This window comes from Paenibacillus sp. 01T431 (assembly GCF_056398625.1).
The window spans coordinates 75,963-97,304 of record NZ_JBFTPT010000020.1 but is presented as its reverse complement, the minus strand read 5'-3'; the positions used below and the strand labels follow the sequence as shown (position 1 = coordinate 97,304).

Genomic DNA, 21,342 nt, shown 5'->3' with positions numbered 1-21,342 from the left:
TGATGGAGGAGAAACGGCTGGAAGATAGAATATAGTATTTGTGAAAGGAGCTGAATGCCATGAATAATACAAAGTTAATCCTTGTTGAAGGATTGCCCGGATCAGGGAAAACGAGTACGGCACGTTTTGTGAAGCAGCTATTAGATGAACAGAATATTGCCAATCGCTTGTTTTTGGAGGGGGATTTGGAGCACCCAGCCGATTATGATTCCGCGGCTTATTTTACAGAAGAACAATATAAGCAAATGCTGCAAAAATATACGGAACAACAGCAGTTAATCATTAAGCATTCCGAGGCTAAGGCGGACGGATATATCGTATATTACGGGAAGCTGCTAAAGGAAACAGTTTCGATTAATAGTGAATATTTCGGGGATTATGATGTATATAACCTCCCTTTGGAGAGGCATCAGCAGCTCATTATTGAAAAGTGGAGCGATTTTTCGAGACAGGCTATTAACGGGGATGAAGTATACATATTGGAATGCTGTTTTTTGCAAAATCCGTTAACCGTCATGCTTGTACGAGACAATTGTTCCGAGGTTGAAATATCGACCTATATTCATGAACTGAATCGCTTGATTAAGCAGCTAAATCCGGTATTGCTCTATTTGTATCAGGATGACTTTAAACATGCATTTCCTGCAATAATTGCTGAACGGCCAACAGAATGGCTAAACTTTATTACTTGGTATTACACGGAGCAGGGCTACGGCAAAAGTAAAGAGCTCAAGGGAACTCAAGGTCTTCTCGAGGTGCTTGAGCTGCGAAAGACTTATGAATTAGCGATACTAAACGAGTTGCCGATCGATAAAATGCTGTTTAATAAAAGCAGCTTGGACTGGGACAAGATCCACAGCCAAATCCAAATCGATCTGCAAAATCGTTTAAGCAGGTGATTATCAAATGAAACCGAGAATACGATACGCGATTGCGGTTGTTATAACGATGGTGCTTGGCTACAGCTCAAGGAGCTTTGCAGATTCGCTGCCTGGGTTTGTAGCAGAGCATTTTGGCGATGCGCTTTGGGCATGCATGATTTATTATGGCTTCCGTACCATAGGGGTGCACAAAAACTTGTTTTGGGCTGCTGGCGCTAGCCTCATCTTTTGTTTTGGTATCGAGTTTAGTCAGCTCTACCAGGCGGATTGGATTAATGAGATTCGCAGGACGTTTATTGGAGCTTTAGTGCTCGGGAGCGGTTTTTTGACCGTGGATTTGATCAGGTACAGCGTAGGCATTATGTTTGCCATAATTGTTGATCGATATTTTATTTTAAAAAAATAAGAAGACCCTTCCACCGAAACGCGGCGGAAGGGTTTTTGATTTATGATTCAACTTGACGTACAACTGTCCAGCACTGGGCAGCAGGCTTTAGCACAAATTTAAATAGGTGTTCTCCAGATTTCTCAATAGCAACCATAATACCATCTTGAACAGGTACGATATGATGAATTTCTCCACCCGGTACAAGTTCGGCCGCCAGCGGCGTCAAGATGGGAATGAGAGCTTCCTCCAGCCAGCATCTTTCTTGATACCATTGTGGCGGTGGTAAATCAGAAGGATAACCATCAATAGGTGCTTCAAGCTCAAGAGCCATTTTTAGGGGATCGGTTGATAGCTTACGGCCGGCACCTATCGCTGCTACGAATCGCAAGCACAGCTCAATGGTACGGAAAATTTCTTCATCATTCACTGAGCCATTTGCATAACGAATTTCCACCGTGCCTATATCAAACCAAGCCGCTGTGTTTATTCCACAACGATGAGATTGCGGACGTCCTTCATGGATAACGGCTTCATCGCTTGGATTTGCAATATAGCTCTCACGCATGTCCGGAGTAACGGGCGGGCAGAACAGCAGTCGGTGCTCGCTCGTATTCAATAGCGCTTGGATCGTTTGTTGATATTCCAGTGCGGCGTCTATAAGCGGGAGGACAGCATCTTCTCCCCATGGTTCGAGACCAATATGAACATGAAGTCCGCAGCTCCAATTAGCTGTTGCTCCTTGTTCCCTCAGCCTGCTTAACATGATCTGAATTTGCTCACGGTCTTCCCACAAGATCGGAGGCGGCTTTAGCTCACTGCCTGATTCCATACCTTGTGCATCAACTTGCCGCTCATCCAAAGAAATAACCCAACCAGGCAGCAGCTCCAAGCTTTCTGGATTTCCGCCTACAAACTCAATTTCCATGCCAAAGCGCAGCTCTTTCCAATCAACGATTTTTGGCCACATTGCCATCATCCTCTCCATTTATATAAGCTTCATCATGTAAAGAGAGGAGTCGAGGCGGACCACGAGATTAACGAGGGATTTTTTTTCTGAACATAAAATGTCCTCCTTATTCGAAAAAATGATTGTAGTTTTGAACTAAAAAAATAATGAAGAGGTATCTCTTATTATTCAAATTATATATGATTAGAAGAAAAAAGGTAAATTGAGGAGATTCGTATAATGAGCTTTACAGCTAAGCAAAAAGAGATTATTCAAAAAATAGCAATTGCAGCCCATAACCAGCCATTATTAAGCAGCGGTTTATGGTTCCACCACGATTTACGCGATAACTTTTATTATGCTTCCTATTTGCTTGCAGCTGCAGTTGATAACTCAGAACAACTGCCGTTTGAGAGAGAGGCTGCTAAACGAACTGCGGAATCTGTGCTTCTAGAGGTGCTTGCGCTGCAAGATCAGGATGTAGAAAGCGATACTTATGGACATTGGCCGCTTAGACTAGAGGATGTTCCGAAGGACTCCAAGCCAAATACGCTACCCGTAGAGCTGATGGGGAGCTTGATGGCATTTTTTGCGAGACGCTATAGGACGTTTTTTGACAAGCAGCTAATCCAAGCATTTGATACTGCCCTTATCCATATTTATCGAAGCGGCTTCTACCATCATAAAAATGTATTTGGTCATCACGATGCAAAATATACAGCTGCAAAGCTGATTTTTGGACAAATGTTTGCCGATGCTGATTTGCTGGAGGATGGTCGCAGCAATCTTCAGCTTACATTAGCCCATATTGGCAAGTATGGCATGTCCGAATACAACAGCTTGCCTTGGTTCTGGCATTGGGTGCAGGCATTCACTTGTGCTTGGTACGAAATACAGGACGCAGCCATTAAACAAGAGCTCGCCGATATGCTTGATTTTCTTTGGAATGAGCGAGCTGCATTCTATTTGAAAGGCACCTTTGTCGGTGCTCATTGCCGCGGTCAGAAGCATGACATCCCGCTTGATAGCAACGTTCTGCATGATTATGTGCAATTCGGTGATTTCGAGCTTCCAGAGCAAATGCCGCGAACGGAGTATGCAGGATTTTTATTTTACGAGGCATCTGAAACAGCTCGTCGTACAGCGCTTAATCGCAGTGAGCCAACTGAGGTGAAAAAGGCGATTACGAAGCTAACGGATGAAGGAGCATGCATGCTTCACAGCTATGCCTATATTACATCGGATTTTGCAGCGGGCGGAATGTGGGAGCGATTCTCGGAGTTTGACAATGAGCAGCATCGCTGGGATATTTCTTTGCCATTGGGACTGCAAAACGGCGTGAATCAACTCTACTTCTTCCATCCGGCAGAGGCGAATGCGGTTGAAGATTTGCGGCATCAAACTGAGTTTACGGAAGTTCTTTATTACAAAAACACAATAATGGCTCTATATCCGATTCCTCCAGACAAAGACAATACGATTATCGGGTTATTGCCATGTATGGATTGGCTGCAAGAGCCGGGCATGCTTGTTGGTCAGACAGAGAATGTGTTTTTGGCGGTTTATGTCATGCAGCCTTATGAGCTGGAACAACGTTCGGATCGCTCTATCGTGACGAGCATAGGTTCGGAAAACGGCGTAATAGTCGAAGTAATCAGCCATAACGATGCGTTGAAGAATGGCATAAGCAGCTATGAAGCATTTGTGGAACAGGCAAAAAACAATAGGCCAGCTTGGTCTGCTGAGGAAAGGCTTAGTGTGAAGTATATGAGCCATGATAAGAGCGTACTTGAGCTAAATGTTGATGGAAAAGGCAGCAGTGAGAAATTAATCAATGGCCTTTCAGTTGATTTTAGTGAATATAGAACTTAAACGAGATGCGTATCGTTTCAGACGGAAGGAAAGCTACACTTTCCATAATTGCATAGTCATGATTCACATATCGTTCACCACTATATAGCTCTAACGAGTCATGTGATGCAGCTCCCCCATTGATACAATTTGGACAGTGAATCCAAATCGATGGGGGTATTTTTATGAAGCTTAAGAAAAAAATCGCAGGAGTCGCACTGGCAGCTATGTTGACACTAGGAGCGGCGGCTCCAGTATTCGCGCATGACGGTTGGTCTCAGACGAGTGCACCAATCGTAGCGCCGGGTCAAGTTTCCTATGTTGAGCTTATGTATGGAAACCACTCCAACGAGCACAAGAGCTATCGGTTGGAAGGGCAGTGGGGCAGCACTTCAAAAGTATATGTGACTACGCCGGCAGGGCAGAAGTCAGATATTACAGGCACTCGTTTCTACACTGGAGAGCCGGCTACGGAAACAACGCCAGCGCTAAATAATTACTTTGTTGCGTCATTTAAATCAAATGTTCCAGGCGCGTATATTATATCAACCGAAGCAGACAGCGTGTACAAAGGTGCAGACGCTGCTACTCGTACGCTGCGCAGTGCCAAATCATTCGTAGCGATTAGCGATATTCCTGTTATTGATCGGGTTAAAGCACTTACAGGTTTCTCTAAGGAAGTAAGCCCGGATAGAGCGGAGCTCATCCCTTTGTTCAATCCTGCTGCAGTTACACCGGGTGAAAAAGTGTCGATTGAGCTGCTTCTAAAGGGCAAACCACTTACTAATACAGCCGTTGATATTATTCGTCGCAGCAATTCTGAAGCAGTGGAGCTGAAGACCGATGATAAGGGCGTGGTTTCATTTACGACGGGTGCTGCCGATTATTACTTAGTACGTGCGAAGCCAAGCACTACGGAAGCTAAGGAAGGCGAATACAGCGCAACAAATTACGAAGCTACAATGACTTTCACGGTTCAAAATAAATCAGTGAAGCTCCCAGGCAGCGCCGTGTCTGCTAAACCACATATTTACGTAAACGGAAACGTAGTAGCTGTAAGCAGTTTGACCGTTACAAATGGTACGACAAAAGTAGATGCAGCGTTCATTAAGCAATACGTAGACGCAGCATATAAAGGCACAGGTGCAGTAACCCTTCGTTCCGCAGCTGAGGCAGCTGGTGCTTCTGTTGAATACTTCCCTGCCGTAGGCGGTAATCAAGCAGCTGTCGCCATTTATACGAAATAAGGATTGCAGATGAAAAAAATAAGATTGATATTTGCAATAGTAATAATATGGGCATGCCTGCCGAGCTTCGTCTCGGCGCATGCCTATATTGCGCAATCGACACCTTATGGGGATGCGGAGCTGGCGGAAGCTCCGCCTGCCATTCGAATAAAATTTACAGAGAAAATCGATACGAAGCTAAGTAATATTTCACTAAAAAGCAGTAGCGGCACTGACATAACTGGCAAGTTAAGCAGTGATGATGATCTTACGCTTGTTTATACCATTCCTAAGCTGGATAAGGGCATTTATGAAGTAAGCTGGCAGGTGTTGTCGCTTGATTCTCATATAACAGACGGTTCCTTTAAATTTGCGGTAGGCGTGAAGCTTGAGGCTGTGAAACCGGATGATACGGTTTCACTGGACGGTGCTTCTGCTGGTAATACAGGGAACAGCTCTGGAAATGAAGCAAAAGCGACTGACAAGCCAGTAGTTACAAAGAGTCCAGAGCCCACAATTAAACCTAAGCCTACAAAGAAGCCGGATATAATGCCTACGCCATCTGCATCGCCCACTCCGACTGCTGAGTCTATGGAAGTCAGTGAAGGGACGGTCGTTACCCCGTCTCCCACGATTTCAAGCAGTGAAGAGGTGGAGGCAGCAGAGCCGGATACAAATACAAATACAAAAGATGTTGATGCGGATGCTGTGGAAGACGATAATGCTGCACCGCAGATCGAACAGGATATGGCTGATGATCACAGCAGCCATAGCAATCACAGCGGCGACAGTGGCGCTGGAGAGGCCGAGCACGATCATGCAGGTGGCCAAGGCTTCATGGTGCTGATGCGCATACTGGATATTTTGACGGCTGTTATTCTCGCTGGAATATTGTTTTTCCGATATGTCATCTGGAGAGATGAAGAATCAAAGGCACCCTTTGGTTTCTCCGTCCGAGCCGAGAGACTAGTGATGGGAGCCGCAGCGCTTATTTGGCTGGTTTCCGGCTTGCTTCGCTTGTCGATGCTTGCAGACCAATTCGGCGGTGTATCCATCTATGCACTAGCTAATGGAACAATGATTGGAAAGATAGCGACGTTAAGAGTTGGGCTTGCTTTAATCGCACTTCTTCTCGCATTTGCGCCTATTCGGGAGAGACGATGGGCGAATATGATTAAATGGATAGCCGCAGCGGCATTGATAGTGAGCTTCCCGCTCACAGGCCATGCGAATGCTGCTTTAAGCGATGTCGTATTTGGAATAGTGACCCATTCGGTCCATATGTCTGCTGCCGCAATATGGTTTGGTGGCCTTGCGGGTTTGCTGTCATTAACTTTCCATAGAAATGCCGTGGAGCGCTTGAACCAAGCGGCTGTGCATTTCGCAAAGTGGGCGCTGCCAAGCATGATCGTTATTTTGATTAGCGGAATATGGCTTTCGGCTGCTAGGCTCTCAGAATGGGGACAATTGTTCACTACAGCGTATGGCAAGCTAATCCTCGCCAAAACCATTCTCATGCTGCTTGTCGTCGTCATTGCAGCACTTCATAAGCTCGTATTCATGCCGCAAATCGCGAAAGCGAGCGCCGCAAGAGGGTTGCTGTATGGCATCCGAATTGAGATGCTGCTTGCTGTTGCTCTATTCGTGCTGGCAGGCTGGTTGTCGACAACTTCTCCGCCGGAAGCACGCGTGGAGTCAAAGCTGGCTGAACCGATTTATTGGCATGTGATGGGTGAGCAGGCGCATATGAGTTTGCGTATTTCGGAGAATGATCAGACTGGGGATCAGGCTGTACGCCTTGATTTGTGGCTTCCTGAAGATCAGGGAACGCCTTTATCCGCGGAAGTAGCTGTTAAGATAGACTCGAATCAAGCGGAAGCGGAAAAGGAAACCGAGCAAGGAAACAAAATTGTGATTCCGCTGGAATTGCAGCCGATGGGGAAAGAGATGTTTGAATTTCCAGGCTTTACGAAATATACGTATCGTTCATCAGGTGAGTTTATCGATGATCAGAAAAAAGGGTTAATTACAGTTGATGTAAAAGACGAGAAAGGAAACAACTTCCATTATGAGCGAGCGATAGGCGACTCGCTAACGGAATAGTTGTTACTGCAAAATAAGAGGGAAAGACATGTCCATGCTTGACTTCGCTTCATGCTTCTGCTAATCTCACCATCAGGGAAAAGGCGGGTGTTAGCATGATCATCGGCATCGGACATGATTTATCAGATATTACAAGAATCGCGAAAATAGTGGATGGCCGCACAGGCAGAAGGTTTTTGGAGCGGGTGCTGTCTGCGGGCGAGCGAGAGCTGGCTTCGGAGTATACAGGCGAGCGGCTTTATCAGTTCACGGCTGGACGTTTCGCTGCGAAGGAAGCGGTTGTGAAAGCTTTTGGCTGTGGAATAGGGAATATATTAGGATTTACAGACATCGAAATTTTGCGGGGAAGCTGCGGCAAACCCGAATGCAACTTAACGGTGGCAGCTTGGAATCGCCTAGGCTTTAGCAGAGAGGTTGTTCGAATTCATGTTACGATTACACATGAACGAAAGCTTGCTTCCGCTTTTGCTGTTGCGGAACGGATATCGGAGTAACCTTTTGCCTATACTTGGAATGTAATATACCAAGTTAGCTAGTCGAGAGGGGATGTCGACAATGAAGGAGCAGCGGCTGCAAAAAACGAAGCGACGGTTTAAAACCGGACAATGGGTTGAATTCGACGGGTTGTATTCAGACGATTGGGGCGGAGATCTAGTGCTTGTACAGGGTGATTTATTTCCGATGCATCCCCAAATGGGTGAAACGCATTGGACCTACGCCGGCCAAGCGGCACTTCATTTCATGAGCTCTCCAAAAATAAACGGCCATCATATCGGCTATTAAGCGAACATGAACAAGAAAAAAAGGATGCTTGAGCAGCATAATCTGCTCAGGCATCCTTTTTTTTCGCTAATCCTTTGTTATTTTTTGCTTGCCAACCAATTAGAGAGCCCAGCAATTTCTTCAGCAGTCAGACGCTCTTTAAAAGCAGGCATCGAGCCTTCGCCCTCTTCAATCTGTTTCGTAATATCAGCAGCACTCATGCGCTCTCCAACTTTTTGGAGATTTGTTGCCGGGCCTACTCTGCCTTGAAGCCCGGTTCCGTGACAGCTGACGCAATTGGCCTTATAAACCGAAATCACTTCCTCCGGCCCGCTAATCGCGTTGGTTTTCTCAGTCGAGCTGTTCTCCTTGCCTCCACAGCCCGCTAGCAGTATCACAGCTAAAAAGAATGTTATTGCGATAGAAAAACCTCGGTTCCAATTCATATATAGCAATCCTTTCATTAATTGTTTATTATAGAAGATTCGGTCTTGTTCAGGGTCTTCATAAGACTTCCATATGAATTTGAATCGTTAGTTCGTATAATAGAGAAGATGTTAACCACTAGAGAGAAGATATAACTATTATATCTCAGTTTTACTTATAGGAGAATTCATGAAACCGACAATAGAAAGTATTTTGCAAAATCAGTTGAACAACATTCAAGCCGAGGTTATTATGACTGCCTATAACGAATTTGAGCCAGGCTGGTTCGAGCAAAAAACCGAGCCGGATTTTTTCCGTTTCGGTTATACAGTCAAGGGAGAAGCCCGGCTTAACATACAAAATGACACCTATTTCGTACAGCCGGGTACTCTTTATTTTTTGCCGGCGGGTACAAAACAATCTTTTGGTACAGAGGGAAATGAGAAGCTTGGGCTTTATTGGTGCCATTTCCGTTTGGAGCTTAGCGACTTTCAAGTTATAAATGCGCTGCAGCTTCCGCCATTTGTTTATGTGAAAGACAAAGAAATGATGAAGAACCTTTTTATAAAAATGAACGAATATCAGCATTGTAAATCGATTACACGAGAGCTGCGGTTAAAGTCGGTGCTGCTGGAGCTGCTTGCCTATTATTTAGAAGAAAGCCATGTGCAGAGAACAACATTCCAGCAATCGGATTTTGAGGTAAAATGGAATGAAGTGCTCGCCTATATTGAAGCAAATTTGCATCAGAATATACAAATTGAGGAGCTAGCTAAGTTTGCTTTTCTTCATCCAAACTATTTCATTACATCCTTCAAAAACATCATGGGCTGTTCGCCGATCCAATATGTGACGAATCGCCGCATCGCGATCGCTAAGCAGCTGCTTATGGAAACGGAGCTTCCTGTAGCCGTTGTTGCGAAGCAGGTTGGCATGCAAAATCATTATTTATCTCGGCTGTTCAAAAGATATACAGGCATCACGCCGGTTCAGTATAGACGGATTGGAAAAAATACCGGAACCAATCGAAAGACGCTTACAACAAGAATGAACGAGGAGAAAAGCTAATGGGAGAAATAGAGGTAAAGACGTATTTTAGCACAGAGCTGCTAAATTGGTATCGGCTTATCAAACGCGATTTGCCATGGAGGATTAATAAAGATCCTTACCGGGTATGGGTATCTGAAATTATGCTGCAGCAGACGAGGGTAGATACTGTCATTCCATATTACAACCAATTTATGAGTAAATTCCCCACAGTGCGAGCGCTTGCTGAAGCTCCTGAGGAGGAAGTGCTCAAAAGCTGGGAGGGGCTCGGCTACTACTCGCGTGCCCGCAATTTGCAAGCAGGTGCCAAAGAGGTCGCTCAGCGTTATGGGGGAATCGTCCCAGATGATAAAGCGTCCGTTGCTGGATTGAAAGGCGTTGGCCCTTATACTAGCGGAGCTATTATGAGCATCGCATTTAATCGTCCAGAGCCGGCAGTGGATGGTAATGTGATGCGTGTGCTCTCGCGATATTTTTGCTTGGAGGATGATATCGCAAAAGCTTCTACGCGAGTAGGCATTGAGAAGCTGGCTGCTTCGCTGATTCCAGAAGGTGCCGCTGGCGACTTCAATCAAGCGCTGATGGAGCTGGGTGCTCTCGTATGTACGCCAAAATCGCCAAGCTGTTTGCCTTGCCCTGTAATGGAGCATTGTGAGGCGAGACTAGCAGGCAGAGAGATGGAATTGCCGATCAAGACGAAGGCGAAGCCTCCTCGTCCAGAGTTTAGGGCAGCAGCGATCGTTGTTGGCAGCGGAGAAAATGCCGGCAAAGTGCTCGTAAGGCAGCGTCCAGCTACAGGCCTTCTAGCCCAAATGTGGGAGCTTCCTCATTTGCTGCTGCCGCTGGATAAGGTGAACTGGCTGGATGAAACAGCGCCGAAGGAGCAGGGCGAGCTCGCCGAGATGATAAGCCGCATGCTTGATGAGGACACAGGACTTCTTATTCGTCCGCGCAGCTGGTTTACAGATGCTGATCATATTTTTAGTCATATTCATTGGAAAATGCGTTTTTATTTAGCCGATTTGGGTGAAACGTCTTATTCAGCTTTAGACGCAGACATCGCAGCTGCATCGGACAACGCAGCCATTGCTGCGGAGGCAGCGTCCTCTTATGAAGTGAATCAAAAGGCGGTAGCTAGAGATGTTTCTACTGAGGAACATAATGAGCAGCCGGGCACTTACCGATGGATTTCAAAGGAAGATATGGACACGCTGCCTTTTCCAAATTTATTTTTGCGCATTTTAAAGCAATTTTGGGAATAAATGATTATAAGAGTCGGAGGAGAAGCAAATGAGCAATATGCTGAAGCTGCTCTTGCAGCACAAAATCGTAGCCATTTTACGAGGAATTGAAGATCGGCATGCAGATGATACAGCGCAGGCTTTAATAGATGGCGGCATTTATATGATGGAGATTACGATGAACACAGATGGAGCAGCGGCTATGATAGAGCGTTGGCGTTCGAAGTTTGATGGAAAAGCTGCAGTAGGTGCCGGCACAGTAACGGATGTAGACCTTGCTAAGGAGGCTGTGGCGGCAGGTGCCCAATATCTCATATCGCCTAACCTAGATGAGGAAGTTATTGTATATGGCCGCGAGCACGGCCTCTCCGTATGGCCCGGTGTTATGACACCGACTGAAATTGTGAAAGCTTGGAAGGCAGGAGCGGATGCTGTGAAAATTTTTCCAATGGGCACGCTCGGCATAGGTTACTTGCAAGAAATTCGCGGACCATTAAACGATATTCCGATGATTGCTACTGGCGGAGTGGATTTACATAATATTGCAGATTACTTTAAGGCAGGAGCAAATGCTGTTGGAATGGGCAGCAAGCTCGTTAATTTGGAATGGGTTCGCGAGGGGAAATTCGCTCAAGTAACGGAACGAGCACGGCAATTCGTAGATATCGTAAGCAAGTTATAGAGCAAGGAGGTTATCTCATGGACGTTGTCTTATGGATCGTTATCATCTTCTTTATTATTGTTTTGCTGCTTGCTGCGCTAATCTGGCAAATGGGCGCGCGCAGCCAGAAGCCTCGAAAGATTATGAATGCGGAGACTCCTCTTGTCGATACGCAGTGGCAATCCTTAACGTTCACTAATCATGGCTCTAAGCTGGAAGGCTGGCTGCTTCAGCCTGCTTCCAACGACTTGTTAAAGGACGGACTTGCGCCTCTTATTATTATTGCGCATGGCTGGGGATCAAATCGGACGAGAGTGCTTAGGTATACGCGTCCGATTTATGAAGCAGGGTTCGCTATATTGCTGTATGATGCGCGCAGCCACGGCAACAGCGATTCGATCTCTGCGCCTTCCGCGCTCATGTTTCGGGATGATGTGCTCGCTGCTCTTGAAACAGCCAAAAGTTTGCCAGGTATTGATCCAGACCGAATTGCCATACTAGGTCATTCCCTTGGCGGATTTGGAGCGCTGCTTGCCCTTGATCAAGGCATGAAGGTGAAAGCGGTCGTAACGGATTCAATGCCCGTCCATTTCGATACGATGATGAAATCGGAATTGCGACGCAAAAAACTGCCGCTATTCCCGTTAGCCTATCTGATTCCGATGATATGGCTTATTCGTTCACGCATATCGTGGTCGCAGTTTAAAGAGGCCAGCATTCCTGCTGTAATAGCTAAACATGCCGGCAGCTCCGACATTGGCCGTACACCGATTATGATGATTCATTCGAATGGTGATGAGTTTATTAGTGCGGAGGATCTGAAGCAGCTGAAAGAGCAATTGCCAGATCATCTGATTCAAACACTGTTCGTATCGACCAAAGGACATAGCACTTCCGAGCAAGATTCTAGCTTTTGGGAGAAGGTTATCCCTTTTTTGCTGGAATCCATGGAGTATGCTTCTATCAAAAAGGAAGCCCGCGGCACGAGGCTGCAGGCTTCAAGAGAGAATATATAATAAAGGGGGGTCATGAATTTATTATATAAGCATAAGATGAAACCAAGATGAGAGAAATATTACAGTTTGATTACAATGCTGCTAGCTTATAAGCGGGCATCCCTTTTAGTTGAAAATATAAATGTGAAGAAGTTTCTGATAAATGGTTGCTTTCTTTCACTTATTGTTAAGGAGGTTCGAATGCGTAGAGTAGCTTCTAAATTGTTGGTGGTTGTCGTTATCGTAGTAGCTGCATTTTGTCTTGACCTCAAGCTGGATTTATTTCCGGCGGCAGCAGAGTCGGAGGAGGTGGCCGCCTTGGATGAAACGAATAAGATGGAGCGCTTGGAGCTCGAGCTTGCTAAACATTTCAAAGCCAGGTCCGAGCGGTTTTCAGTGACATACACGGGGGACAAGCAGGAACTATCGAAGAAAATGACAGAGGTCATTCGTGCTGCTTTAAAGCATGATGATTATTCAGCCTACATTCTTGAATCCTACATCTACACCATTCGCAGCTGGGGAAATAAATCGACGATTGCTCTGGAAGCCAGATACCGTGAGACACTGGAACAAACGGCAGTTGTAGATCGCACCGTTGCAAAGGCGCTCCAATCTATAATAGAGCCAGGAATGAATGAGCATGAGAAAATAAAAGCCATTCACGACTGGGTCGTTAGCCATGTGGAGTATGATAAAACATTGAAGCATTACACTGCTTATGATGCGGTGACACTCGGAGAAACCGTGTGTCAAGGATACTCATTGCTAGGCTATAAAATGCTGAAGCAAGCGGGACTGACGGTTTTAATCGCAGAGGGTACTGTGAATACGGGCGAGCATGCATGGAATATGGTGCAGGTAGACGGTGTTTGGTACCATTTGGATCTAACCTGGGATGATCCGGTCGCAGCAGCATCAGCAGGAAGCCAAATCACGGCACAAAAAGTTTCGCCAAGCGAGAGTACGATTCGTTATAACTATTATTTGAGAACGGATGAGGAACTGCGCGTTGATCACCAGTGGACTAGAACTTATCCTGCTGCAAACGTCTCCTATGCGGATACGATTCGTGAGTTGGAGAAGCAAGGGGGAAAGGTGGAGCGCAGCCGCTTCAGCAGGCTGAAGATCGCACTTGGCCTGCACTGGCTTGAACCGGAATATACGGTATCAAGCTCAGCGCAGCTGAATCAAGTTATACAATCGGCGCTTGATTCCAAGGCAGGGAGCCTGTCGTTCAGATATGAGCAAGGTGATCAATTCCCAGCAGCTTTAAAGGCTGCCTTCAAACGTATAAACGTAGCAGTTGGCTATCGGGCAAGCTATGAGCCTTATGCTGGCGATCAATCACTTCTTGTTAATCTTCAGCTGGAATATACGAAATAATAGGATGAGGTGCAGAGGGCTGCACCTCATTTTGTTCCAATAGGAAAGGGGGTGCATTTCTGCACCCCCTTTCCTATTGGAGTAAATCAATTATTGCTCATTTTTTCTCGCTGCGGTCATTTGCTGCCATACAGAGCCGGCGGCTTCTTCACCGCGTTCAATACGTTCAAGCGCCATTTTGGCTTGAAGCTGAATTTCAAATTCATTATCGTTTGCGGCTTCACGCAGCGCATCGATCGCAGATTCATCTCCTGCTTCATAGAGGAAGCGTGCCGCGCGCCAGCGGACAAGCTTGTTTTTGTCACGGAGCGATTCAATCATCGGTCCAACCGCAGCGGGATCACCAAGATCAGACAGCGTGTCGCCAGCCGTCCTTCTAACGGAAGTTGAGGAATCACGCAGCGCCATAAACAAATACGGCAGCGCTTCAGGCGCTCGCAGATCGCCGAGATAGATAACGGCAAGACGACGAATGGATGTGTTCTCATCCTTTATCGCTTGTGCAAGCAGAGGCAAACCTTCTATAGCGGAAACGTATCGCTCCAATGCTGCGTAACGAACCTGCCAATCCGGTGAGGCGAACTGCTCTTGCGCTTGTTCAAAAGTTAGCGGAGCTGGCCTTACGACAGCTGGAGCTTCTCCTTCAGCACCAGCATTCCCTTGCTCAATAGCTGCTTGCACAAGAGTGTCCAATCTCTCACTCGAATAGGAAGCTTCCAGCTCGCGTACAATTTCAGCTGCAATTTCCTCGGGCTCTCCGTAGCGAACGCCAAACTCCTCCAGCTTGCGCTCGCGAATCATGCCAGAGCCAGCGGCAAGGTTAACCGCCTCGCCAAACTGTGGCGGGAGCGCTGAACGTGCCTCGATGTCTCCCATTCTTACGCGCACCTGCATCGGAATGCCGCGATACATTTGAACGAGCACCTGTGCTTCGCCAAAGCTTGTTGAAGGTCCTTTCCCGCTGCTCTCGCCGTTGTCGCCATCAGCAACCTTCTGCAGCAATTGTCCTGCTTCAGCGAGTATAGCTGCCCAATCTGCTCCAGGCTTGCGGTCAAGCGCAATAAAGTCAGCTGTACGGAATAAGCTTTTCACTCCGTTTATTTGCAAAAGCTGCTGAAGCAGCTCAGGAGCGTCGCTTGCTTCACTCGCTTTGTAGGTGAGTCTGCGTCCGCGAGGGAGCATCTCATCGACGTTCAGCTTCATGGAATTGGGACTCGGCGTTGGTTCTATTGAAATTAGTTTCATAAGGAAACCTCCTGGGCTAATTGATATTTAGACGCTCATCTGCTTCATTTATGTAACAAATGCTGCGTCGAAAGCGTAATCTTATGTGTAAATGCTTTATAACCAAGTGTAACTGATTTTATGTTAGGATGCGAACGATGAAACGAGAGATTGTCTCTAATTCACATTTCTGGATAGACTGTCATACGAGTGCGTGGATGATTTCGCATAAATAACATATTTGCATTGAGTACCGCTGGCTTGGTATCTTAATAAAACAAGAAATGAATGCGAAGGAGGGATGGACGGTTGAAGTTAAAACGATTTGCTAATATAGATCCTATCGAGCAGCACACTTCAATGAAGCAATTCAAAAGATGGCGTCAGGAACGCATTCGCAAGCTGAGAATGAAAGATTATTCATTCACCGTTCCGAATGTTGAACCTGACATCGCATACTTGGAGAATAACCGAAAATGGCCTTCTATTACTTGGGTAGGGCATTCCACTTTTTTTATTCAGTTCGGCGGATTGAACATTATTACAGACCCTGTGTGGTCGACTCAAATGGCATTTCAAAAAAGACTTTCAGCGCCGGGTATCAAGGTAGAGGACGTTCCGCCTATTGATATCGTGCTAATATCGCATTCTCATTATGATCATTTAAATATAAATTCGCTGCGCAGGCTGGTTGGCGCTAGACAATTGCTTGTGCCTGCAGGACTAGGTGCCAAGCTTCGCAAGAAGGGCTTTCTTAGAATTAAGGAGCTCCACTGGTGGGAATCCGTTATGTATAACGGCGTAAAATTCACTTTTGTGCCTTCACAGCATTCGACTCGCCGCAATCCATGGGATACGAATAGCTCGCATTGGGGAGGCTTTGTCATTGAGCGTCCAGCATCACGCAGCGAGAAGCTTGTAAGTCATGTTCGTGATACTTTTGAGGCCGGTGACGGAATGGAATCAGCTGCAGAGTCGCGAGCGCAAATCGCAAGCGCGTCCGAGCCGGCAGCTGCTCGGAGTTGTCCGTTTTTTAGTGGTACAGCTTCCGTCGAGCGGCCAGTCATATCTGATTTTCCGACTATTTATTTCGCGGGGGACAGCGGTTATTTTCAAGGCTTCAAGGAGATCGGCCGCCGCTTCCCGGTTGATGTAGCGTTATTGCCGATTGGAGCTTATGAGCCGGAATGGTTCATGGCGCCGCAGCATATTACGCCGGAGCAAGCGCTCCAAGCCTTCGATGATTTGGATGCCAAGTGGTTTATTCCTATGCACTATGGTGCGTTTAAGCTTGCGGATGATACGCCTCGTGAAGCGCTTGATCGCTTGGAGGCTGAACGTAGAAAACGATGTATTTCTGACGAGCGAATTCTAGTTCTGCCGCATGGCGAGACTTGGCGTATGTCCGGGAAATAACAAACGAGGACAAAGGTTTGCCAAATTCGAGCAATGACGACGGTAAGAGAAACCGTTATACTTGCTAAGTATAAGTATGCATAGTGGAATAATTTTAGGGGGCTTAGGTTTGCATGCGCAAATCTAAGCTTATCTTACGAAGCAAGGTACCTATAAGGAGGAGCAAGGAATGATTCATGCAAACATTCGTCTAGGCGTTATCGGTGCAGGTGCAATCGGTAGTATACATATGCAGACATTCAATAAAGTCGAAGGTATCGATGTTGTTGCTGTAACGGACGCTTACCTTCCGCTTGCTGAGCAGCGTGCTGCTGAGTACGGTATTGAAACGGTTCATCCAAGCCCGCAATCGCTGCTTGAAGACTCATCGATCGATGCAGTCGTTATTGGTGTGCCTAACCAATTTCATGCCGAGCTTGCTATTGAAGCACTGAAGCAAGGCAAGCATGTTCTGCTGGAGAAACCGATGGCTATTGATTCCGAAGCAGCGCGGCTAATCGTAGAGGAAGCTGAGAAATCAGGTAAAATACTAATGATGTCGCATCAAATGCGCTGGACCGGACTAAGCCGCGCACTTAAGCAGCGAATTGATAACGGCGATGTAGGCCATATCTATAATGCAAAAGCTGGCTGGTTCCGCAAAAAGGGCATTCCCGGCTGGGGCTCATGGTTCACTCGCAAAGACCAAGCAGGCGGCGGCCCGCTGATTGACATCGGAGTTCATATGCTCGATCTTTCGCTTTATCTCATGGGCAATCCGAAGCCTGTTTCCGTATACGGTTCGACTTATGCAGAATTTGGTCCTAACCGTCTTGGTACAGGAACATGGGGTACGCCAAATTGGGACGGGTACTATGACGTTGAGGACCTTGCCTCGGCGCTTATTAAACTTGATAATGGAGCAACCTTGTCGCTTGAGGTTAGCTGGGCTGCACATTCAGCCTTCCTGCCGGAAGATCCATTTATTCATTTGATGGGAACAGAGGGCGGCGTAGCGATCATTGGCAATAACGGCAAGTATGTTACGCATGAGAACAATGAAGTCGTTGAAAGCGACATCACTCCGCTAGAGGGCGAAGAGGATCGGATTCTAATGAGCCGTCATTTTGTCGATTGCATTCGCGAAGGCAGGCAGCCGATTACGTCTGCACTTTCAGGTTATACAAATAACCGTATTCTTGACGCAATATATGAATCATCCCGCACGGGCAATGAAGTTAAGCTGAAGTGGGATTAATCTTTTAAAAAAAGACATCACTGCTTCATAGTGTATTGCTAAAAACCTTCCCTAATGCGACAACTGTATCAAAGTCGCATGGAGGAAGGTTTTTTTATCGTGAGATCTATGAATTAAAAGTAATCCTCGTTGCTGGATTGTCTATCCAAATGCTAAGTCAAAGGCAAAAGAAGGTTCGGTTTCCTTGCATACTGTGGTATAATAGATCAAGATAAAGTGATTTTGTAGTGAAGGACGGGATTAAACGAATGATTAGTACAAGTGGCATAACGCTCCGTTACGGGAAGCGGGCGCTTTTTGAAGATGTTAGCATTAAGTTCACGCCAGGCAACTGTTATGGCTTGATCGGCGCTAACGGCGCGGGCAAATCGACCTTTTTGAAAATATTATCCGGTGAAGTTGAGCAATCGCACGGAGAAGTGCATATAACGCCGGGTGAACGGCTAGCCGTTCTAAAGCAGAACCATTATGAATACGACGAGTCCGTTGTACTTGAGACGGTAATGATGGGTCACAAGCGTCTTTATGAAGTAATGAAGGAGAAGGACGCTTTGTATGCAAAAGCAGACTTCACTGATGAAGACGGCATGCGTGCAGGTGAGCTTGAAGCTGACTTCGCAGACATGAACGGCTGGGAAGCTGAGTCTGAAGCAGCAGAGATGCTAAATGGACTTGGTATTACTCCTGACCTGCATGATAAGAAAATGGCTGAGCTAAGCGGCAATGAGAAAGTCCGTGTATTGCTGGCTCAAGCATTGTTTGGCACACCGAACATTCTATTGCTCGATGAGCCTACCAACCACTTGGACATTGAGTCCATTCGCTGGTTGGAAGATTTCCTTGCCGATTACCAAGGAACTGTTGTCGTAGTCAGCCATGACAGGCACTTCCTGAATACGGTATGTACACATATTGCGGATATCGACTTTGGCAAAATCCAAATGTATGTCGGCAACTATGACTTCTGGTACGAATCCAGCCAGCTTGCATTGCAGTTGATGCGCGGTGAGAACAAGAAGAAGGAAGACAAGATCAAGGAATTGCAGGCGTTTATTCAACGCTTTAGTGCGAACAAATCGAAAGCGAAACAAGCAACTTCGAGACAGAAGCTTCTTGAGAAAATTTCGCTTGATGATATTCGTCCATCTAACCGTAAATATCCGTTTATCCTCTTCAAAGGTGAGCGTGAAGCGGGCAAGCAGCTCCTGCTTGTTGATGGCTTGACCAAAACGATCGACGGCGAGAAAGTGATCGACAATCTGACGATCGCTCTTAATAAAGGCGATAAAGTTGCATTTGTTGGACCGAACAGCTTGCCTAAGACTTTGCTTTTCCAATTGCTTGTTGGTGAAGTTGAAGCGGATGCTGGCAGCTACTCATGGGGTGTAACAACATCGCAGGCTTATTTCCCGAAAGACAACTCACCATATTTTGATGGTGTTGATTTGAACCTTGTGGAATGGCTTCGTCAATATTCGAAAGATCCGGATGAAACTTTTATTCGCGGATTCCTTGGCCGTATGCTCTTCTCGGGCGATGATGCAATGAAGAAAGCAAGCGTGTTGTCCGGAGGCGAGAAAGTTCGCTGCATGCTCTCCAAGATGATGCTTGAGGGCGCGAACGTATTTATTTTGGATGAGCCAACGAATCACTTGGATCTTGAATCCATTACGGCTCTGAATAATGGTTTGACAGATACGGATTGTACGGTTTTGTTCACTTCGCATGACCATCAGTTCGTACAAACGATCGCTAACCGCATCGTTGAAATTACGCCGAACGGTGTAATCGACCGGATGATGACTTATGACGAGTACCTTGAAAGTGCTGAGGTTAAAGCGCTTCGTGAACGTATGTACGCTGTTTAATTTACTATAGAGCGTCAATCAGTGAGGATAGTCTCGCTGATTGACGCTTTTTTTGTCTATATGGAGAACCGAATAAAATTCTCAAGTCTAGATGTCATTTCATTTGCTCACAATATACAGATATGAAGCCTCAATGGCTACGTTATTATTTTCATTAGTAGAAAATACCGTTAAGCTCGAAAGCAGCCGTCTTATCTAAAGTTATGCAACAATTGGCATAAATAAAATGGACAAACTTGAAAATTTTTTGGTTGATTTATGTGTAAAAGGGAGTTATACTACGTTTGAAAAGGTTTTCAGAAAAGCTTTTCAGTAAGCACTTTCATAAATGTGAAACTTGACTCATTATAATAAAATTCAAACTAGCGCATGTTACATCATTCTTACTCATCAAGAAAGGCGTGCCATTATGAAATCGACTATACGCGATGTAGCAAAATACGCTAACGTGTCCATAAGCACCGTATCCCGGGTCATGAATGCGCCGGAAACCGTAGTGGAAGAGAAACGTATCAAGGTGCTGGAAGCTATTGAGGCGCTTCAATACCAGCCGAATGGATTTGCCAGAGGGCTGATTTACAAAAAATCAGACACGCTTGGCGTTATGATTCCGGATATAGAAAATCCGTATTATGCCGGCTTAATACGCGGAATGCAGGATGCGGCTGTTATGCTGAACCATAGTCTGATGATCTGTAATACAGACCGCGACAAGCAGCGGACGATCGCTTATGTGCAAAGCTTTTTTGAGAAGCAGGTAGATGGCATCATATTTACGAGTGATTCATTGCATGAAGAATATTACGAGGAGATGCAGCGCTATCGTCTGCCATTCGTTCTAGCTTCTACCAATGCTCCGGAGTATGATATTCCTTCCGTTGATATTGATGATGAGCAGGGTGCGTATGATGCGGTCAAACATTTAATTGAAGCAGGACATTGCCGCATAGGTATGATTGGTTTTCCTTTAGGAATCACAATCTCCGGTGAGCCGCGATATACGGGCTTTAAGAAGGCGCTTCAGGAATATAACCTCTCAGAAAACGAGAATTGCATTGAATTTGCTATACATCGATTTGAGCATGCTTATGATGCAGCTGAACGACTGTTCACTCGTTGTCCCGATTTAACGGCCGTTTTTGCAGCTTCGGATGAATTCGCGATGGGTGCGATTTCATATTTGCGCGACAATGGCAAATCCGTACCTGAGCAAATGTCTGTCGTAGGTTTTGACAATATCCGAATGGCTCATATGTTTATACCTAAGCTAACGACGATAGACCAGCCAACCTATGATATTGGGTATCGATCCGTTGAGAAGCTGCATGAGCTGATTACAACTGGGAAAGTTGAAGTGCTCAGAGAAAAGCTTCCACATCATTTAATTGTACGGGAGTCAACCAAGTCCTATTCATCATAGACGTGAAACGATAATACTTAGATTCGAATATTAATAGCGAAACGGCTTTGCCTCTAAATTTTGGCTTTGGTCTTTCGCTTTAACTCCTCTCTGAAAAGCTTTTCAGAGCAATGGAAGCGTTATCTATTTAAAAGATTTTGTTTTCGATACCTGTTGAGCATAAAAACAACCTACATTGGCACTTTAAAGGAGGTGAGGCAACAACTTGTTATCTGACGTTAATTTAACGTTTCAAAAGGGCCGAGTAAGTGTAATTTAATTACT

19 protein-coding genes are annotated in these 21,342 nt (G+C 45.9%); 16 read left to right on the top strand and 3 right to left on the bottom strand.

Annotation, left to right across the window (positions count from 1 at the left end):
• Positions 1–59: 59 nt before the first annotated feature.
• Together AC1DM9_RS28920 and AC1DM9_RS28915 are read left to right on the top strand one after the other, a co-directional pair.
• Positions 60–899 carry a P-loop NTPase family protein gene (locus AC1DM9_RS28920; RefSeq protein WP_477583516.1) on the top strand — a complete coding sequence of 280 codons (840 nt, stop codon included), beginning with the start codon at positions 60–62 and terminating at the stop codon, positions 897–899.
• A 7-nt stretch (positions 900–906) separates the two neighbouring features.
• Positions 907–1,287, top strand: a complete 381-nt coding sequence (locus AC1DM9_RS28915) for a ribosomal maturation YjgA family protein (protein ID WP_430059704.1) — start codon at positions 907–909, stop codon at positions 1,285–1,287.
• A gap of 40 nt (positions 1,288–1,327) precedes the next feature.
• On the opposite strand, the gene AC1DM9_RS28910 is transcribed toward AC1DM9_RS28915, so the two are convergent.
• Positions 1,328–2,245 (bottom strand): amidoligase family protein, encoded by a 918-nt coding sequence (locus AC1DM9_RS28910; protein WP_477583514.1) that lies wholly within the window; start codon positions 2,243–2,245, stop codon positions 1,328–1,330.
• Positions 2,246–2,455: 210 nt separating this feature from the next.
• Between AC1DM9_RS28910 and AC1DM9_RS28905 the strand changes: the two genes are divergently transcribed.
• The 5 genes from AC1DM9_RS28905 to AC1DM9_RS28885 all read left to right on the top strand — a co-directional run bounded on the left by AC1DM9_RS28905 (position 2,456) and on the right by AC1DM9_RS28885 (position 8,178).
• Positions 2,456–4,087: a hypothetical protein gene (locus AC1DM9_RS28905; RefSeq protein ID WP_477583512.1), complete on the top strand. Its 1,632-nt coding sequence runs from the start codon at positions 2,456–2,458 to the stop codon at positions 4,085–4,087.
• Positions 4,088–4,251: 164 nt separating this feature from the next.
• Positions 4,252–5,313, top strand: a complete 1,062-nt coding sequence (locus AC1DM9_RS28900) for a DUF4198 domain-containing protein (RefSeq protein ID WP_477583510.1) — start codon at positions 4,252–4,254, stop codon at positions 5,311–5,313.
• A gap of 9 nt (positions 5,314–5,322) precedes the next feature.
• A complete protein-coding gene (locus AC1DM9_RS28895) occupies positions 5,323–7,395 on the top strand; it encodes a copper resistance CopC/CopD family protein (protein ID WP_477583508.1) in 2,073 nt (690 codons plus the stop codon).
• 95 nt (positions 7,396–7,490) lie between these two features.
• Entirely contained in the window at positions 7,491–7,889 is a 399-nt protein-coding gene (gene acpS, locus AC1DM9_RS28890; protein WP_477583506.1) for a holo-ACP synthase, read from the top strand.
• A gap of 61 nt (positions 7,890–7,950) precedes the next feature.
• Positions 7,951–8,178 (top strand): hypothetical protein, encoded by a 228-nt coding sequence (locus AC1DM9_RS28885; protein WP_076268946.1) that lies wholly within the window; start codon positions 7,951–7,953, stop codon positions 8,176–8,178.
• 77 nt (positions 8,179–8,255) lie between these two features.
• Here AC1DM9_RS28885 and AC1DM9_RS28880 read toward each other — a convergent pair whose 3' ends face one another.
• Complete coding sequence (locus AC1DM9_RS28880) at positions 8,256–8,603, bottom strand: c-type cytochrome (RefSeq protein WP_477583504.1); 348 nt, start codon at positions 8,601–8,603, stop codon at positions 8,256–8,258.
• Positions 8,604–8,772: 169 nt separating this feature from the next.
• Here AC1DM9_RS28880 and AC1DM9_RS28875 point away from each other — a divergent pair, with 169 nt between their 5' ends.
• The 5 genes from AC1DM9_RS28875 (at position 8,773) to AC1DM9_RS28855 (ending at position 13,913) form a co-directional block, all read left to right on the top strand.
• Positions 8,773–9,651 (top strand): AraC family transcriptional regulator, encoded by an 879-nt coding sequence (locus AC1DM9_RS28875; RefSeq protein ID WP_441876245.1) that lies wholly within the window; start codon positions 8,773–8,775, stop codon positions 9,649–9,651.
• Entirely contained in the window at positions 9,651–10,892 is a 1,242-nt protein-coding gene (gene mutY, locus AC1DM9_RS28870) for an A/G-specific adenine glycosylase (RefSeq protein ID WP_477583502.1), read from the top strand. Before AC1DM9_RS28875 ends, mutY begins: the two co-directional genes overlap by 1 nt.
• Positions 10,893–10,920: 28 nt before the next feature.
• Positions 10,921–11,553 (top strand): bifunctional 4-hydroxy-2-oxoglutarate aldolase/2-dehydro-3-deoxy-phosphogluconate aldolase, encoded by a 633-nt coding sequence (locus AC1DM9_RS28865; RefSeq protein ID WP_477583500.1) that lies wholly within the window; start codon positions 10,921–10,923, stop codon positions 11,551–11,553.
• A 17-nt stretch (positions 11,554–11,570) separates the two neighbouring features.
• Entirely contained in the window at positions 11,571–12,548 is a 978-nt protein-coding gene (locus AC1DM9_RS28860) for an alpha/beta hydrolase (RefSeq protein WP_477583498.1), read from the top strand.
• A 180-nt stretch (positions 12,549–12,728) separates the two neighbouring features.
• A complete protein-coding gene (locus tag AC1DM9_RS28855) occupies positions 12,729–13,913 on the top strand; it encodes a transglutaminase domain-containing protein (protein ID WP_477583496.1) in 1,185 nt (394 codons plus the stop codon).
• A gap of 90 nt (positions 13,914–14,003) precedes the next feature.
• Here AC1DM9_RS28855 and AC1DM9_RS28850 read toward each other — a convergent pair whose 3' ends face one another.
• Positions 14,004–15,158, bottom strand: coding sequence for a virulence factor (locus AC1DM9_RS28850; protein WP_477583494.1), 1,155 nt, complete (start codon positions 15,156–15,158; stop codon positions 14,004–14,006).
• A 339-nt stretch (positions 15,159–15,497) separates the two neighbouring features.
• Here AC1DM9_RS28850 and AC1DM9_RS28845 point away from each other — a divergent pair, with 339 nt between their 5' ends.
• The 4 genes from AC1DM9_RS28845 (at position 15,498) to AC1DM9_RS28830 (ending at position 21,078) form a co-directional block, all read left to right on the top strand.
• Positions 15,498–16,553 carry an MBL fold metallo-hydrolase gene (locus tag AC1DM9_RS28845; protein ID WP_445253948.1) on the top strand — a complete coding sequence of 352 codons (1,056 nt, stop codon included), beginning with the start codon at positions 15,498–15,500 and terminating at the stop codon, positions 16,551–16,553.
• 169 nt (positions 16,554–16,722) lie between these two features.
• Positions 16,723–17,790 carry a Gfo/Idh/MocA family protein gene (locus AC1DM9_RS28840; RefSeq protein ID WP_441908444.1) on the top strand — a complete coding sequence of 356 codons (1,068 nt, stop codon included), beginning with the start codon at positions 16,723–16,725 and terminating at the stop codon, positions 17,788–17,790.
• Positions 17,791–18,038: 248 nt separating this feature from the next.
• Positions 18,039–19,658, top strand: coding sequence for an ABC-F family ATP-binding cassette domain-containing protein (locus AC1DM9_RS28835; RefSeq protein ID WP_477512371.1), 1,620 nt, complete (start codon positions 18,039–18,041; stop codon positions 19,656–19,658).
• A 409-nt stretch (positions 19,659–20,067) separates the two neighbouring features.
• A complete protein-coding gene (locus tag AC1DM9_RS28830) occupies positions 20,068–21,078 on the top strand; it encodes a LacI family DNA-binding transcriptional regulator (protein ID WP_477583491.1) in 1,011 nt (336 codons plus the stop codon).
• The last annotated feature ends 264 nt before the right edge of the window (positions 21,079–21,342 follow it).

What these genes read in the sequence shown, in the direction of transcription:
- AC1DM9_RS28920 (WP_477583516.1), top strand. Translation starts at nt 60, where the DNA reads ATGAATAATACAAAGTTAATCCTTGTTGAAGGATTGCCCGGATCAGGG.
- AC1DM9_RS28915 (WP_430059704.1), top strand. Translation starts at nt 907, where the DNA reads ATGAAACCGAGAATACGATACGCGATTGCGGTTGTTATAACGATGGTG.
- AC1DM9_RS28910 (WP_477583514.1), bottom strand. Translation starts at nt 2,245, where the DNA reads ATGATGGCAATGTGGCCAAAAATCGTTGATTGGAAAGAGCTGCGCTTT.
- AC1DM9_RS28905 (WP_477583512.1), top strand. Translation starts at nt 2,456, where the DNA reads ATGAGCTTTACAGCTAAGCAAAAAGAGATTATTCAAAAAATAGCAATT.
- AC1DM9_RS28900 (WP_477583510.1), top strand. Translation starts at nt 4,252, where the DNA reads ATGAAGCTTAAGAAAAAAATCGCAGGAGTCGCACTGGCAGCTATGTTG.
- AC1DM9_RS28895 (WP_477583508.1), top strand. Translation starts at nt 5,323, where the DNA reads ATGAAAAAAATAAGATTGATATTTGCAATAGTAATAATATGGGCATGC.
- acpS (WP_477583506.1), top strand. Translation starts at nt 7,491, where the DNA reads ATGATCATCGGCATCGGACATGATTTATCAGATATTACAAGAATCGCG.
- AC1DM9_RS28885 (WP_076268946.1), top strand. Translation starts at nt 7,951, where the DNA reads ATGAAGGAGCAGCGGCTGCAAAAAACGAAGCGACGGTTTAAAACCGGA.
- AC1DM9_RS28880 (WP_477583504.1), bottom strand. Translation starts at nt 8,603, where the DNA reads ATGAATTGGAACCGAGGTTTTTCTATCGCAATAACATTCTTTTTAGCT.
- AC1DM9_RS28875 (WP_441876245.1), top strand. Translation starts at nt 8,773, where the DNA reads ATGAAACCGACAATAGAAAGTATTTTGCAAAATCAGTTGAACAACATT.
- mutY (WP_477583502.1), top strand. Translation starts at nt 9,651, where the DNA reads ATGGGAGAAATAGAGGTAAAGACGTATTTTAGCACAGAGCTGCTAAAT.
- AC1DM9_RS28865 (WP_477583500.1), top strand. Translation starts at nt 10,921, where the DNA reads ATGAGCAATATGCTGAAGCTGCTCTTGCAGCACAAAATCGTAGCCATT.
- AC1DM9_RS28860 (WP_477583498.1), top strand. Translation starts at nt 11,571, where the DNA reads ATGGACGTTGTCTTATGGATCGTTATCATCTTCTTTATTATTGTTTTG.
- AC1DM9_RS28855 (WP_477583496.1), top strand. Translation starts at nt 12,729, where the DNA reads ATGCGTAGAGTAGCTTCTAAATTGTTGGTGGTTGTCGTTATCGTAGTA.
- AC1DM9_RS28850 (WP_477583494.1), bottom strand. Translation starts at nt 15,158, where the DNA reads ATGAAACTAATTTCAATAGAACCAACGCCGAGTCCCAATTCCATGAAG.
- AC1DM9_RS28845 (WP_445253948.1), top strand. Translation starts at nt 15,498, where the DNA reads ATGAAGCAATTCAAAAGATGGCGTCAGGAACGCATTCGCAAGCTGAGA.
- AC1DM9_RS28840 (WP_441908444.1), top strand. Translation starts at nt 16,723, where the DNA reads ATGATTCATGCAAACATTCGTCTAGGCGTTATCGGTGCAGGTGCAATC.
- AC1DM9_RS28835 (WP_477512371.1), top strand. Translation starts at nt 18,039, where the DNA reads ATGATTAGTACAAGTGGCATAACGCTCCGTTACGGGAAGCGGGCGCTT.
- AC1DM9_RS28830 (WP_477583491.1), top strand. Translation starts at nt 20,068, where the DNA reads ATGAAATCGACTATACGCGATGTAGCAAAATACGCTAACGTGTCCATA.